The sequence below is a fragment of the Dolichospermum circinale AWQC131C genome (genome assembly GCF_000426905.1).
GTDB lineage: Bacteria > Cyanobacteriota > Cyanobacteriia > Cyanobacteriales > Nostocaceae > Dolichospermum > Dolichospermum circinale.
In genome coordinates this window covers 21,848-35,757 of record NZ_KE384626.1, presented here as the reverse complement: position 1 = coordinate 35,757, position 13,910 = coordinate 21,848, and the positions used below count along the sequence as shown (strand labels likewise).

The 13,910-nt window shown below is 38.5% G+C and carries 14 protein-coding genes; 5 read left to right on the top strand and 9 right to left on the bottom strand.

What is annotated here, in order from left to right:
- Positions 1–311 precede the first annotated feature (311 nt).
- Positions 312–1,460 carry a filament morphology actin-like protein FcmB gene (gene fcmB, locus ACIR131C_RS0115660; protein ID WP_028090967.1) on the top strand — a complete coding sequence of 383 codons (1,149 nt, stop codon included), beginning with the start codon at positions 312–314 and terminating at the stop codon, positions 1,458–1,460.
- A 5-nt stretch (positions 1,461–1,465) separates the two neighbouring features.
- A complete protein-coding gene (gene fcmC / locus ACIR131C_RS0115655) occupies positions 1,466–1,924 on the top strand; it encodes a filament morphology membrane protein FcmC (protein WP_028090966.1) in 459 nt (152 codons plus the stop codon).
- 161 nt (positions 1,925–2,085) lie between these two features.
- Here fcmC and ACIR131C_RS0115650 read toward each other — a convergent pair whose 3' ends face one another.
- The 6 genes from ACIR131C_RS0115650 to ACIR131C_RS0115625 all read right to left on the bottom strand — a co-directional run bounded on the left by ACIR131C_RS0115650 (position 2,086) and on the right by ACIR131C_RS0115625 (position 7,570).
- Positions 2,086–2,667, bottom strand: coding sequence for a CPBP family intramembrane glutamic endopeptidase (locus ACIR131C_RS0115650; RefSeq protein WP_028090965.1), 582 nt, complete (start codon positions 2,665–2,667; stop codon positions 2,086–2,088).
- A gap of 289 nt (positions 2,668–2,956) precedes the next feature.
- Positions 2,957–3,979 (bottom strand): DUF3326 domain-containing protein, encoded by a 1,023-nt coding sequence (locus ACIR131C_RS0115645; RefSeq protein ID WP_035372229.1) that lies wholly within the window; start codon positions 3,977–3,979, stop codon positions 2,957–2,959.
- 44 nt (positions 3,980–4,023) lie between these two features.
- Positions 4,024–4,194 carry a hypothetical protein gene (locus ACIR131C_RS26155; protein WP_196811787.1) on the bottom strand — a complete coding sequence of 57 codons (171 nt, stop codon included), beginning with the start codon at positions 4,192–4,194 and terminating at the stop codon, positions 4,024–4,026.
- A 66-nt stretch (positions 4,195–4,260) separates the two neighbouring features.
- Entirely contained in the window at positions 4,261–4,578 is a 318-nt protein-coding gene (locus ACIR131C_RS0115635) for a 2Fe-2S iron-sulfur cluster-binding protein (protein WP_028090963.1), read from the bottom strand.
- 213 nt (positions 4,579–4,791) lie between these two features.
- Positions 4,792–6,228, bottom strand: coding sequence for an FAD-binding domain-containing protein (locus ACIR131C_RS0115630; protein ID WP_028090962.1), 1,437 nt, complete (start codon positions 6,226–6,228; stop codon positions 4,792–4,794).
- Between the two features lie 70 nt (positions 6,229–6,298).
- A complete protein-coding gene (locus ACIR131C_RS0115625) occupies positions 6,299–7,570 on the bottom strand; it encodes a dihydroorotase (RefSeq protein WP_028090961.1) in 1,272 nt (423 codons plus the stop codon).
- A gap of 236 nt (positions 7,571–7,806) precedes the next feature.
- On the opposite strand from ACIR131C_RS0115625, the gene ACIR131C_RS0115620 reads away from it, so the two are divergent.
- Complete coding sequence (locus ACIR131C_RS0115620; RefSeq protein ID WP_028090960.1) at positions 7,807–8,268, top strand: DUF29 domain-containing protein; 462 nt, start codon at positions 7,807–7,809, stop codon at positions 8,266–8,268.
- A gap of 144 nt (positions 8,269–8,412) precedes the next feature.
- On the opposite strand, the gene ACIR131C_RS0115615 is transcribed toward ACIR131C_RS0115620, so the two are convergent.
- Positions 8,413–9,756 (bottom strand): histidine phosphatase family protein, encoded by a 1,344-nt coding sequence (locus tag ACIR131C_RS0115615; protein ID WP_028090959.1) that lies wholly within the window; start codon positions 9,754–9,756, stop codon positions 8,413–8,415.
- Positions 9,757–9,890: 134 nt separating this feature from the next.
- Here ACIR131C_RS0115615 and ACIR131C_RS0115610 point away from each other — a divergent pair, with 134 nt between their 5' ends.
- Entirely contained in the window at positions 9,891–10,490 is a 600-nt protein-coding gene (locus tag ACIR131C_RS0115610) for a Uma2 family endonuclease (protein WP_190372170.1), read from the top strand.
- A gap of 81 nt (positions 10,491–10,571) precedes the next feature.
- Here ACIR131C_RS0115610 and dapF read toward each other — a convergent pair whose 3' ends face one another.
- Positions 10,572–11,411: a diaminopimelate epimerase gene (dapF, locus tag ACIR131C_RS0115605; RefSeq protein WP_028090957.1), complete on the bottom strand. Its 840-nt coding sequence runs from the start codon at positions 11,409–11,411 to the stop codon at positions 10,572–10,574.
- Between the two features lie 92 nt (positions 11,412–11,503).
- Here dapF and ACIR131C_RS0115600 point away from each other — a divergent pair, with 92 nt between their 5' ends.
- The gene (locus ACIR131C_RS0115600) at positions 11,504–11,743 is read left to right on the top strand and encodes an Hfq-related RNA-binding protein (protein WP_028090956.1); all 240 of its coding nucleotides are present in this window, start codon (positions 11,504–11,506) and stop codon (positions 11,741–11,743) included.
- A 55-nt stretch (positions 11,744–11,798) separates the two neighbouring features.
- Here the strand turns inward: ACIR131C_RS0115600 and ACIR131C_RS0115595 are convergent, their stop codons facing one another.
- Complete coding sequence (locus tag ACIR131C_RS0115595; RefSeq protein WP_028090955.1) at positions 11,799–13,811, bottom strand: monovalent cation:proton antiporter family protein; 2,013 nt, start codon at positions 13,809–13,811, stop codon at positions 11,799–11,801.
- Between the last annotated feature and the right edge of the window lie 99 nt (positions 13,812–13,910).

The following is a 13,910-nucleotide window of genomic DNA, read 5'->3' as shown; positions in this document are numbered from 1 at the left end:
GCATTGGTTGATACGCCTTGGTTGAGAGACAATCTCAACTTATGTATTTGTTAGCATTAGTTAACGAAAAAGTATCGGACTACTATACTGTTCATTTCTTGGCAACTCAAGACAAGGGTAAAAACAGCAAATCGGGAAGAAAACCTTGACATCTGGTTATAAATGCCATAAAAAATGCTAAATCATCGCCAATTGACCATTGCCTGTTTTCAATTTTGACGTATTTCTAGTTACACTTAATCCAATCTAAAATTTTTTGTAGCTCACCTTTATGTAAGATGAGCATGATGACTTTTGACAGAGGAGCTTTCATGACAGACCAACCCTCGGCAGCTAATCCCATCAATGCCGCTGCTATTCCTATGAACCGCCCTGCGGCAGCCACGCCAATGAATTCTTTCAAGCCAACTAATGTTGGGGGTAAAACCATTCTCAGCGTTGATTTAGGCCGAACCTCCACCAAGACTTGTGTGAGCCGTGAACCCGCCAGTGTGGCCTTCATTCCTGCTAATGTGAAGCAGATGAGTGTTAGTGAAATTCGTGGCGGTGTGTTTGAGGCTAAGGCAACTGACCCACTGATGGATTTGTGGTTAGAGTATCAAGGTAGTGGCTATGCTGTGGGGCAATTAGCCGCAGATTTTGGCGCAAATCTCGGCGTAGGCCAATCTAAGGTTGAGGACGCACTGATTAAGGTCTTGTCCTGTGCCGGCTACTTTAAGCTCAAGGATGAAATTTCTGTGGTTCTGGGTCTCCCCTTTTTGTCTTTGGAACAATTTGAGAAAGAAAAGGCACAGTTAACTAGTTTGGTAACTGGACCTCATGTATTGAATTTTCGAGGTGAATCTTTATCTCTCAACATTAGCAAAGTCTGGGTAATGCCAGAAGGATATGGTAGTTTGCTGTGGTCAGAAACTCAACCTAACAAAGGAACAGGAGTTCCCGATTTTACGAAAATGTCCGTGGGGATTGTAGATATTGGCCACCAAACTATTGATATGATCATGGTGGACAATTTCCGCTTTGCCAGGGGTGTTTCTAAAAGTGAAGACTTTGGGATGAGCAAGTTTTATGAATTGGTAGCTGCGGAAATAAAAGATCCAAATGCTGATAGTCAATCTTTAGCATTGATTTCTGCGGTTAATAAACCCAAAGGCGATCGCTTTTACCGTCCTCAAGGTGCTAGTAAACCTACTAATCTAGATGATTTTCTCCCTAACCTGATAGAGCAGTTTTCACGAGAAATTTGCTCTCGTGTGTTAGCTTGGCTACCAGAGCGTGTGACAGATGTAATTATTACAGGTGGCGGTGGGGAGTTTTTCTGGGAAGATGTTCAACGTCTACTCAAAGAGGCTAAAATCAATGCTTACTTGGCTGCACCTTCTCGGCAAGCTAATGCTTTAGGTCAGTATATTTACGGAGAAGTTCAAGCGTCCGCTGCTGTTCGCCCTGCTAAATCATAAAACTAATGTTCCAATGGTCAAAAAAAGTAGTTAAATCCGTTACGTTCAATCCAGAAATTGCTGATGAGAGCTTGTTAGCGCAGGTCGAAAACTACTTAGAGACCCAACAAGAGAAAACTTTCAGTGACCTATGTAAAGAGGCTCTATGGAAAGTTTTCTTACCGGAACCTGTACAACCAGTCTCTAAAACAGCAGATATAACCACGATTGAACAGAAAATCAGTGAGATGCAAGTGCAAATAGCCACTTTTGAGGAACGTTTTTTTGCTCAGGAGTCTCGTTCTTTGGAGGCTATAGAAAGTCAAATGTTGCAACTTACGCAACAAGTTGCAAAGTTGACAACCATGTTGAGTCAGCAACCACTTACTTATATTCCTTCCCAACCTGACCCTGAACCTGAACCTGAGCCTCAAGAAGTAGACCCTGTTATCAGTCGTATTGGTCAGTTTCTTGATGATTTCTAAGAAAAGACCAGAAAAGACCAGATTTTTAGTGGTTTTTGCTTTGAGAAATACCTTTAATTAGACTACCGTAATTCCCACCACTAAACTATTTTACTTTAGTATTATTGGTGGGATATTTCATTTCAAAAGTAAAAAATCAAAAAAAATACCCAGGTTTGTCTCTAAGGATTTTTAATTTTCCATAAATAGCTAGAAAATAGATTTGTCACAATATGAGCAACTATTGGTAATAATAAGTTACCACTCAATAAAGCACTATAACCTAAAATTACACCAATGAGAGTCGCCCAAATTACATAAGGCCATTGTTGAGGACCACTAAGGTGTAAGACTCCAAAACAAAGACTGGAGACTATTACAGCTAGATGATCTGCCCCCAGGGCTGGTAACATTACACCTCGAAATAATAATTCTTCACTTAAACCTGGTAATAATCCTAGCCAGATTAAATCGGGCATTGCTAGAGGTTTGAGAACCATTTCTAGATAATAATCCGCACTTTTACGGTAATTAGGGAGAAAGCGATAAGCTAAACTACTTAATATGGTAATGATTAAACCTAAACCGATTCCTAATAATAAGTCTTGTTCGTGCCAATACCATTTGAAGAGGATAACATTGCTCCAATGTAACCATAACTTAGCAACGATCCAAAGAACAATCGCTGTTACACCCATTGCTACTAAAACTTGGGTGCGTGTTAAGTAAGGAATTTCTGGTTCTTGATTTTGCTGTTCAATCACAGGAATTTAAATAAATAATGGTAATGGGTAATTGACAACGGAAGGTTTTAGAGATATTTTGCGTAAGTCATAAAACATAAATTAAATTAAATTAAATTAAATTAATTCATGCTTATCTGCGTTCATCTGCGTTCATCTGCGGTTAATTATTCTAGAAGAAGTATTCTATGGAGTTTCATTTTAGCTCAATCAGAATAATTGTAGGTTGGGTAGAGCTACAGCGAAACCCAACCTAGACAATCATTAACGAAAAATGATTAATATTTGACTATATCTGACTAGATTTTTGTTATTTAAACCTAATACCTGCTTTATGCGCTACTAATAAGCCTACAGCTTCCAAATATGAGTTTACCTGCAAGGTGGGAATTTTTAACTTATGAGCAGAAACCTGTAACAAGGTTTTATTTTCCCTAACTGTAATTATTTGACATTGACTTTGACTTAAACTCAATAAAGCACTACCTCCACAGGATGTGTCAGGAATAATTAAAGCGTCAACCTGGTTTGCCCAGAGATCCGTTGATAATGGCTGATAAGATTCTGTATTAATTATAAACTGCGGAGCATTACTTAAACCAACTAAAACGCAAGGTAAAAATGTGTAACCTAATTCTTCTGCCGCAGCACGAGGTGATAAATTAGTGGCTGTAGGGGCAGGAGAAAGGGCAGGAGCATGGGCGCAAGGGATTTTAAAGGTACGAACTAATAAATGGCTAATGACGGCTTCTGCACCCGCTAGAGGGTCTACTCCTTGACCTTGGCGATAGTTTTGCAGGGCGGTTTCGTCCATGTCGTCTGGGAAACGGGTAACAACTGCGATCGCTTGGGCTTTTTCCTGTATAATTAACTTTTCAGCAGCCCGTAATAAACTATCAGGATTACCTATTGTTCCCCAACTTGTCCCTGTGGGGGAAGTACGTAATTCTACATTTAAAGGCGCGTCCGTAATTACATGATTTGTAATATCTAACCCTAAAGTTGCCCTGGCTGCGTCCGCTACCTGCAAGTGTCGCAGCATTAATTCCGGCTCAATACCCTGGTCTAAAAGTAAACCTACCCTATTGCTACGAACAGGACGTAAACCCCATTCTCCAGCGGCAAATTTGTCTAAACCATAACCTTCTACATAGAAAGCGTTGGGAATATTCCAGTATAAGCTTGCACCATTCATCACATTGGGGTGAGTAATCAAGCGATCGCATACCTGTGATATAATTCTTGCTACTGGTAATGCGTCACCAGCATAACCGCCAATTGCTGCCCCAATGCCGGTGGGTATAATTAAAATGACCGTGTATGGTTTTTGAATGGGTATCACAGGTTCTTTATTTCGCGGTAGACGCGAAGAATAATCTAAGCGGTAACTACAGCCTCTATAGTTGCGGTTTGTTGGGTTTCGTCAATAGCGGTAATAGCCCAACGTAGGGGTTCACCTTGTTTTTGTAATTCCGCTGTAATGGCTTTTTCTAATTCAGTGGGGGTTTCTTGTAATTCTACTTCAGCGGTAATAAAGTGAGTTGTCATTATTTTAAATCCTTTGTATTGGTAATCTTGAGTATAGAAGGACTTGATGGTAATTGGCAACTATATCTACCCTTTCCCAAATTGCTTATCATAAACTATTTCTTCCTTACCTGTTTCAATTTTCAAATCAGATAATGGCTTAGAAACACACAGGAGCGCGTAGCCTTGTTTTTGCAGTTCTGGACTTACACCCATTCCCTCGCTTTGATCTACAGACCCTGCTAATATTAATCCAGCACAGGTTGTACAAACACCAGCATGACAGGAAGCAGGTAATTCCAAACCCGCTGCTTCGGCTACTGATAAGACTGCTTCACCTTCTGGAACTTGCAGGGTATATATTTTACCTTCGTGATTGATTTCTACGGTGTAAGTTTTGGACATATACAATAGCAGCTTTTGGGAACGGACAAAAAATTAATTGTATTTAACAATATATAGTAATTTTGTCCAATTTGGGAAAATTTATTTTTTTTTAAAGAAGATGAAAGATCCTAGATCTAGCATGAGCAGAAATATGCAGATGAACATAATATTATCAAAAAATCATATTCTGTACATCCTTAAATCCTGGAAATCCTGATTTAGACAAAGAAATTAAGTAAAGGCTTTTTGTTGTTGATATATTTGCTTAAATAAAGCTTGCTGCTTTTGATGATCAACAATTGGTTTAGGGTAATTGACGCGATGATATTCTAGAGGAGGAATTTTTCCAGTTACTAAATATGCCGTATCTAAAGAACGTAATTCCGGTATCCATTGACGAACATAAGCTGCTTCTGCGTCGAATTTTTGGGTTTGACTAGCTGGATTAAAAATGCGTAATGGTTGGGGGTCCATACCACTAGAAGCACTCCATTGCCAACCTCCATTATTAGAAGATAAATCACCATCAATGAGTTTCTGCATAAAATATTTTTCTCCCCATTGAGGATTAATTATTAAATCCTTAGTCAAAAAACTGGCAACTATCATTCTACATCTATTGTGCATCCAACCAGTTTCATTTAATTGACGCATAGCAGCATCAACTATAGGATAACCCGTTTTCCCTTCACACCAAGCTTGAAAATAAGTTTCGTTATTGCGCCAGGGAAATGTTTTAAAATTATCTCTATATGCACCATTAGCTAATGTGGGGAAATGGTACATAGCGTGTTGATAAAATTCCCTCCATGCTAGTTCCTTTTGCCATGTTTGGATACTAGCATTTACTTCCTCACTATTACTATTTGCTAAGGCTTCTATGGTACTTTGCCAAATAGTTCTAATACCAATCACACCGAACTTCAAAGCAGCACTTAATTGAGATGTTCCCTCAATAGCGGGGAAATTGCGCTGTTCTTGATATTCATTAATAGGATCATGGGTAAAATTTTCTAATTTTTCTTGTGCTGCTAACTCTCCAGGATTAATTATTAATTCCCTATCCCAAATAAAACCTAAATCTTCCGCAGTAGGTAAATTGATTATTCCCGATTTTTCCGCTATTTCTTGTTCTTCTGCTGTGAGATTTACCAGGTTTTCTAAAGTTTTAACTGGTTGAGATTTTGGTTTACTATACCAATTTTTCCAGAAAGGAGTATAAATGGTATAGGGAGTTTTCGCACCACTAAAGATTTCCGTGGGAGAGTGAAGTAACTGATCCCAATTGTAGTTAAGAAACTCAATTCCTGCGGTTTTTAGAACATCAATTACCGCTAAATCCCGAATTTGTGAATAAGGTTCAACATCCCAATTCCAGAATACTGCTTTAGCATTTAAAGCCACTGCTAATTGAGGAATTGCCACAACGGGATCATTTTGCAAAATTAATAATTGACTACCTGCTTGCCGATATCTTTCCTGAAGTGATTGTAAACAACCAATCATATATTTTATTCTAGCAGGTGCAATATCATCACCTTGAAGAATTTGAGGATCTAGACAAAATACACCTACAATCTTGGGAGTTTTTTTTCTGGCCGCAGCTAGTCCTGTATGGTCAGAAATGCGTAAATCTCGACGATGCCAAAACAAAATTAAATCAGACATTGAATAATAAAAAGATGTTCCTGTAAAGTACCCGATAAAATCTGTTTTTCCTTTGATTTGTTACCAAAAATCAAAATAGATTTTCACAAAAAACTTGTACAACTCGACCTATAATTTCTTGACCAAACCAAGGAGTATTAGCAGAAAGTGTCTGGAGATTTGCCTGATTTACGTTCCAAATTTGCTGAGGATCAAATAATGTCAATTCAGCTTTTTCACCCGGTTGAATGGCTTTAACCTCCTGTTGTAAACAAGTCGCTGGTTGATGACTCAAAACGCGCCATAATTCCAAAGGTGTAAATTCTCCAGTAGCCACAAGATTTTGCCATAATAGGGGTAATGCCAATTCTAAACCAATTGCTCCCGGTGGCGATTCCGCAAAAGCCTGAACTTTCTCCTCGTAAGTATAGGCTGTATGATCAATTGCGATCGCATCTATTATACCTGTTCGCAAACCTTCCCGTAAGCATAGCATATCTTGGTAATTTCCCAAAGGCGGATCTAAATGTAAGGAAGTGTGGTAACTTATCATGGATGTTGTATCAAGTAAAACGTGCATCCAGGTTGTACTAGCAGTAATAGGCACACCATTGGATTTAGCTTTAGCAATTAATTCCACACTACGAGCAGTAGAAACACGCATAATATGGACTGGTGTACCGATATCTGCGACTAATTCTAATAAAGCTGCAATAGCCGTTGTTTCCGCACTAGTTGGCATTGGGGGTAAACCTAAACGCAAGGCTTCTGCACCTTCTCGGATCATACCATTAGCTGCTAAATGGCGATCGCACGGCCAAAAAGCCACAGGTTTACCAAAAGGTTGAAGATACTCCAAAACCCGTCTAACTATCCCCAAATTTTCCCAAGGTTTACCATCAGTAAAACCCACAATTCCCGCAGCAGTTAAATCTGCTACTTCTGTTAATTGTTTACCTGCCAAATCTAAAGTAATTGCTCCCCAGATGTGAAGACTGGGGGAGACTTTTACCCGATTTCGGTATTGTTGTAACTGTGTTACCAAAGCAGGTTGATCAATAACTGGTAATGTATCAGGTAAAACACAAATTCTAGTAAAACCACCAGCAGTAGCAGCTTGGCAAAGAGAACTTAAAGTTTCTCGTTCTTCAAAACCAGGTTCACCGGAATGACTATATAAATCAACTAATCCAGGACCAATAACCAAACCTTGACAATCGCGGACAGACGTATCTGTAGTAAAATTTGTAATTTGTGGGGCGACATCTTGAATATAACCATCAATAATTAACACATCGGCTACTATGTCAGTTTTTTGCAGAGGATCGATTACTCTTACTTGTTTTAATAGTTCTTTTGTCATGAAAAATACTACTTATCAGTCTTTTAACCGTTGTCTATTCTACTGTTTGATCATGCAAATTGGACGTTTTCGGAATAACTTCAGTATTAAAATATAATATAAGTATTTTTTGTAACTTATATCCTCATGATTCACATTTCCGACTTCTAGCCAGAAATCATCATTTATTCACAATTGTTTATAACTTAGGTTAATATGGAAATTATCATTATAATAATTGTTGTATTTCCACTGATATGCTTGAACCTCTCCATGATCAAGATTTGCAAAGTTGGATTGAATCAACAATTCAACACCTTAAAAATCGTCAATTTGAAGCCCTTGATATTGAATATCTAATTGAGGAATTAAATGATTTGGGTAAATCGGAAAAAAATGCACTTACAAGTAATCTTATGATCTTGTTAGCTCATTTGCTAAAGCTAAAAGTCCAAGATGCTCCAGATAGTATGAAAATGAGTTGGTATCACTCAGTTATTGAACATCGTCAACGAGTTTTAAACAATTTAGAAAATACTCCTTCTCTCAAAAGTTTTCTTTTAGAAGCTATAAATAAAGCCTATTCTCAAGGACGTAAATTAGCAATTAAAGAAAGTAAATTTGCTGCTTTTGGAGTGCGTATTGCTGATGAAAGTGAATATCCTGATATTTGTCCATTTTCCGTTGAGCAAATATTAGATGAAGATTTTTATAGTTAGTGAAAATACGCTGCATTTTTCGGTTTAGCGATACATGATTTATTCTTTCCTAACTCCTGTGTAAATCCTAAAATCTACGCACAGCTAGATCAATCAAAAGTACGAGTCAGGGTAATTCATCAATTACCCCAACAATTTAGTAAATTATAACGCTCCAGCGGCAGTTTTATCCAGTACACTATTACTTAAATGTCCAGTAATATTCATTGCTTGCAGAACCGGATAACCTTGACTACCAGCAGGATAATCAATCACACTCACAGCGCCATTACCTTGACGGAAATTCCAGAAATTTTCTCCTGATAAACCAAGAATATGGCACAATAAAGTTTTATTAGTGGCATCATGAGCGACCACCAAACCTAGTTGTAATTGCTGAGATTCGGCAGTTTTAATTATCGTATTCCAATCACTAACACTGCGTTCTCTTACCTGTTCTAGGTTTTCTCCTTCTGGCATCTGTACTTCTGCGGGTATTGTCCGCCACCTTTCTAGCTCTCCGGGAAATTCCTGTTCAATTTCCGATTCAAATTTACCTTCCCACAGTCCATGACTAATTTCTCTTAAACCGGCAAACAGTTGCAAGTTTAAACTAGGATGATATTTTAAGATAATTTCCGCCGTTTCCTTGGGACGGGACATAGTGCTACTAACCGCAAAATCAATATTCACATCTTTGAGAAATTCTGCGGCTTTTGCGGCTTGATTTCTGCCATTATCATTGAGGGGAATATCAATTTGTCCTTGAAACTTACCTTGACGATTCCATTCAGTTTCACCATGACGCACCAACAATAATCTTACCCCTTGATGACCGGGACGCAAAGAAGGGAAAGTTTCACCCAGATGTTGGGTTTGATTCATAGATTCTAACTGTACTGGTTCACCCAAACCACCAGCAAAATTTAAAACGCTAATTCCGCAGTTAGACTGTTGTAAACAATGGTAACGACTGGGGGAAATGCCCAAAGCAGTGCTAATTAAGGCGCGATTAATCCCATTATGACCAACAATGAGAATAGTTTCACCTTGATGTTGGGGAAGAATCTCTTGCCAAAATTGTTTAGCTTGGGTATATAAAGCTAAAACTGGGAAATGTTCTCTAGTTTCGGAATTTTCCTGTAAAACCATGCGAAATTCATGGGGAAGTTCCTTCCAGGTGCGGTAATCTGCTGTTAACTTCTCTTTGACTTCACTCGTCGTCATTCCTACCCAAAGTGGTAAATCAACTTCTACCAATTGTTCATCAATTTGAATTGTGGGAGCTTGTGTAGCCAATTGACTGCGGATAATTTCCGCTGTTGATTTTGCGCGTTGCAGGGGACTACTATAAATAGCTTGAAATGAAATACTACTGAGGGCTTTACCTGCTTTGCTGGCATCATCACAGCCCTTTGGGGTTAAAGAGGACGCATCAGTACGCCCTTGAATACGTTTTTCTATATTGTAGGTACTTTGGCCATGACGCACGATGATCACACGGGTCATTTTTTACTTTCCTCTTAAATAGCACTAATTTTACTACAAAATGTACCAGGAAGTCAGAATCAGGATATCCAGGATTAAAGAATGAAAACTTTGTATAATCATTGATATTAGTTTCATCTGTGGAGTTAGATCTAATGACCCAAACTACAACCACAAATTTAGAATTAATTCAGCCTTCAGCTAATCATCAGGCCTTGACAGATGAGCAATTTATGTTATTGAAGGAAAATGATAATCTTTATGAATATGTGAATGGAGAGCTAATTATTGTGGCAAATTCAGGTGTAGAACATGGCTACTTAGCTCTTACTCTGGGGTATTTTTTAACAGGCTTTGTACGTAATCATAAGCTCGGTATAACTTGTGATTCTAGCACTGCCTTTAAAATGAAAACTGGTAACAAAAGATCGCCTGATCTGGCCTTTATTTCTAAAGAAAGATTACAAGGTTTAAAGCGATTACCCAAGGGTTTTTTTGACGGCGCTCCTGATTTAGCTGTAGAAATTATTTCTCCTAATAACACTTTTGAAGAAATTCATCATAAATTAGTAGAGTATTTTGAAAATGGAACTCGTTTAGCATGGGTAATATTGCCAGATGAAGAATGTGTATTGATTTACCGCAAACCTAAGCCATCACAGCTTTTGCAATTGGAAGATAGTCTTGATGGAGAAAATGTTATTCCTAATTTTAATCTTCCTTTGATAGAGTTATTTCAAGAATTATCTTTTTAGATACAGCTGCTGCAAGCAGATCGCCTACAATAATTCTGTAGACAATCGCTTATATTATTTAGAACTCAAAACAGGCTCAATTTAATATTTACCTGTAAATACCCGTTGTGCAGGTCCTGTCATGTAAATCCGGTTGTCAATTTCTGACCATTCGATTTCTAGGGTCCCACCGGGTAATTCAATCATAGCAGTGCGATCGCATTTATCATTCAATACTCCTGCTACTAAGGACGCACAAGCACCGGTGCCACAAGCGAGGGTAATTCCCGCTCCCCGTTCCCAAACGCGCATTTTCAAGTAGTTACGATTGACGACTTCAATAAATTCTGTATTGGTTTTCTTAGGAAATACCGGATGATTTTCAAATTGGGAACCAATGCTTTCTAAATTAACTGCTGCAACATCTTCTACAAAGGTGATACAATGGGGGTTGCCCATGCTGACACAGGTAACATCCCAAGTTTTCCCAGCGACTTCTAAGGGAAGATTAATGACTTGAAGCCCACTAGATGCTAAAGTAGTAGGGATCTCCTCTGCTAATAATCGTGGTTCACCCATATCTACTTGCACTTGACCATCATCTGTAAGTTGGGGTACAATCACACCTGCTAAGGTATGAACACTATATTTATTTTTGGTACGGTTAATGCCCTCTAATTCTGTCAAAAATACCGCTAAACAGCGAATCCCATTCCCACACATTTCTGGTTCTGAACCATCAGAGTTAAAAATCCGCATAGTGTAGTCAGTGCCATTTTGTCCAGGAAGGGCAAAAATAACACCATCTGCACCGATGCCAAAATGGCGATCACACCACTGTATGGCTTTCTCTGGTGTTAATACTGGTGTCAATGAGGAACGGTTATCAATGAGAATAAAATCATTACCGAGTCCGTGATACTTAGTAAATTCCATTGCCATTTGTTGTTTTTTGATAAGTGGAAGATTAATTAATTTTATGCAGTAATTTGTCAATTGTCAGTGATGTAATAATTCCAACAATTACCAATAATATGACAACCAATCAATTTGATATAGGACTACCCAGTATTCGTCAAGTTCAGAACTGGATTAAAGAAAAAATAACAGTCGAATTTCGGCTAATGACTGGCGATTTAATCACAGGTCGGGTATTTTGGCAAGATCACAATTGCATAAGTGTTTTTAATGCTAATAATGAGCAAATTACCGTTTGGAGACAGGCGATCGCTTACATGAAACCATTGAGTAGTATAGTATCTGAAAAGGGTTAATTGCGAAAAATGTTCACAGTGATCTGATGTGAACATTCTTTCTAGCTATTTCTAGCTATTTAATAGTGATTTTACCCTCAGCAAAGGCGATTAAAGCATTAAGTTCCTGGTTTGATCCTACCACCAACAAGCGATCGCCTAAAAGAAATGTAGTTTGATAATTAGGATAATCTATTTCTGCACCATCAGCACGACGAATAGCCATTAAACTGACTCCAGTTAAATAACGCATATTCACTTCTTCTAAAGTCATGCCAATGAAAGGAGAATTTGCTGGTAAATCATACCAACGACGATTTAGATCACGAGTCACCTTTTGTAAATACTGAGAAACTTCAGCAGGGGAACGTTCAGGACGTAAATCTAGATAATGATTTTGGCGAATTTCCTGGATTTTCTGTTGTACCAAATCTGGCAACAAACCAACAGCAATTAATAGATGATTTGCCATTTCTAAACTAGCTTCAAATTCAGGTTGTATTACTTCCTTTGCTCCCAATTGATAAAGAATCTCAATATTTTTATCTTGAGTAGCACGAACAACTGTATCTAATTCTGGACATAGCTCCAAAGCCCGTTTTAAACATAGTCGAATACTTGCCGGATCTGGGAGAGCAATGGCCATACCTTGAGCGTGATTTACGCCAGCGGTTTCTAATACATGAAGACTGACGGAATTACCATAAACATAGGGTATACCTGCTTCTCGTAACTGCTGAATACGACTTTCCGATTGGTCAATAACTACCACAGGTAATTGATATTGTTGTAATAATTTCACCAAATTCTGACCAATGCGGCCATAACCACAAACTACTATATGATTCTTCTGTGGTAAATCTGCCGATAAATCAAGAGCTTGATCATTGACTAAATAGGGTTTAAGCCAAGGAATAGATTCCGCAAAATCGAATAAAAAAGGTAATAATCGCAGGACAAAGGGAGTTAACATTAAAGTAACAGCCGTAGTTCCCAAAATTAGTAAATATATGCGCCGAGAAACCAAACCTAAAGCTTGTCCTTCACTAGCGAGAACAAAGGAAAATTCCCCAATTTGAGCTAGTCCCAAACCAGCAATTAAAGCAGTTTTTAAAGGGTAGCGAAATAGCCTGACTAAAGGAGTAATAATTAAAAACTTACCCACAAAAACCAAAGCCACTAATCCCAGAATTAATTCCAGATTTTGCCACAAAAATACCGGGTCAATTAACATCCCAATGGCTGCAAAAAATAAACTAGCAAATATATCGCGTAAAGGTTCAACAATAGTTAAAGTTTCATCAGCATATTCTACTTCAGAAATCATCAAACCAGCGACAAATGCGCCCATTTCAATGGATAACCCTAAATATTCTGTTAGGAGCGCAATTCCCAAACAGATTGTTACCACACCTAATAAAAATAACTCCTTACTTTCCGTACCAGCTAATAACCTTAATAAACGTGGAATTAACCAAATTCCCGCCGCATAAGCGCCAGCCGCAAATAAACCAATCTTCACCAAAGCCATAACCACAGCCACACCAATAGCTTCTCCTGGTTGATGAAGAGCAGGTAATACAGCTAACATTAATCCTAGAGCCAAATCCTGGACGACAAGAATCCCCAACATTACCTGTCCGTGGGGTGTTTCCGTTTCATTGCGTTCCATGAGGCATTTGAGGACTACAGCAGTGGAAGACAAAGACAAAATCGAACCCAGAAACACACCTTTAGCGGGTAAAGTTCCCCAAGCTCCCGTAACACCACAAACCAACACGGTGACGAGAATAGTGAGGATAATTTGTAAAGTACCACCTCCCAGAGCGATCGCCTTAACTTTCTTGAGTTCCGTCAAAGAAAATTCCACACCCAAAGCAAACAACAAAAAAGCCACCCCAAACTGGGCTAAAGTTTCCACCTGGACAATTTCCTTAATTAATCCCAGTCCAGTCGGTCCGACAACCATACCACCGATGATATATCCTAGTAACACAGGTTGCTTTAACAGTGCTGCTAATAGACCACCGCAAGCTGCGACAGCAAACACCGAAACCAAATCAACAATTAAGCGAAAATCTTCTTGCACCTTTTTGAATTAATAATTATTAACAACTATATAGATTCAGCATACAAAGTTTTATCCCTTTGCGGCGCGAGTTGGGATACAATCACAAAAAAATTTGGA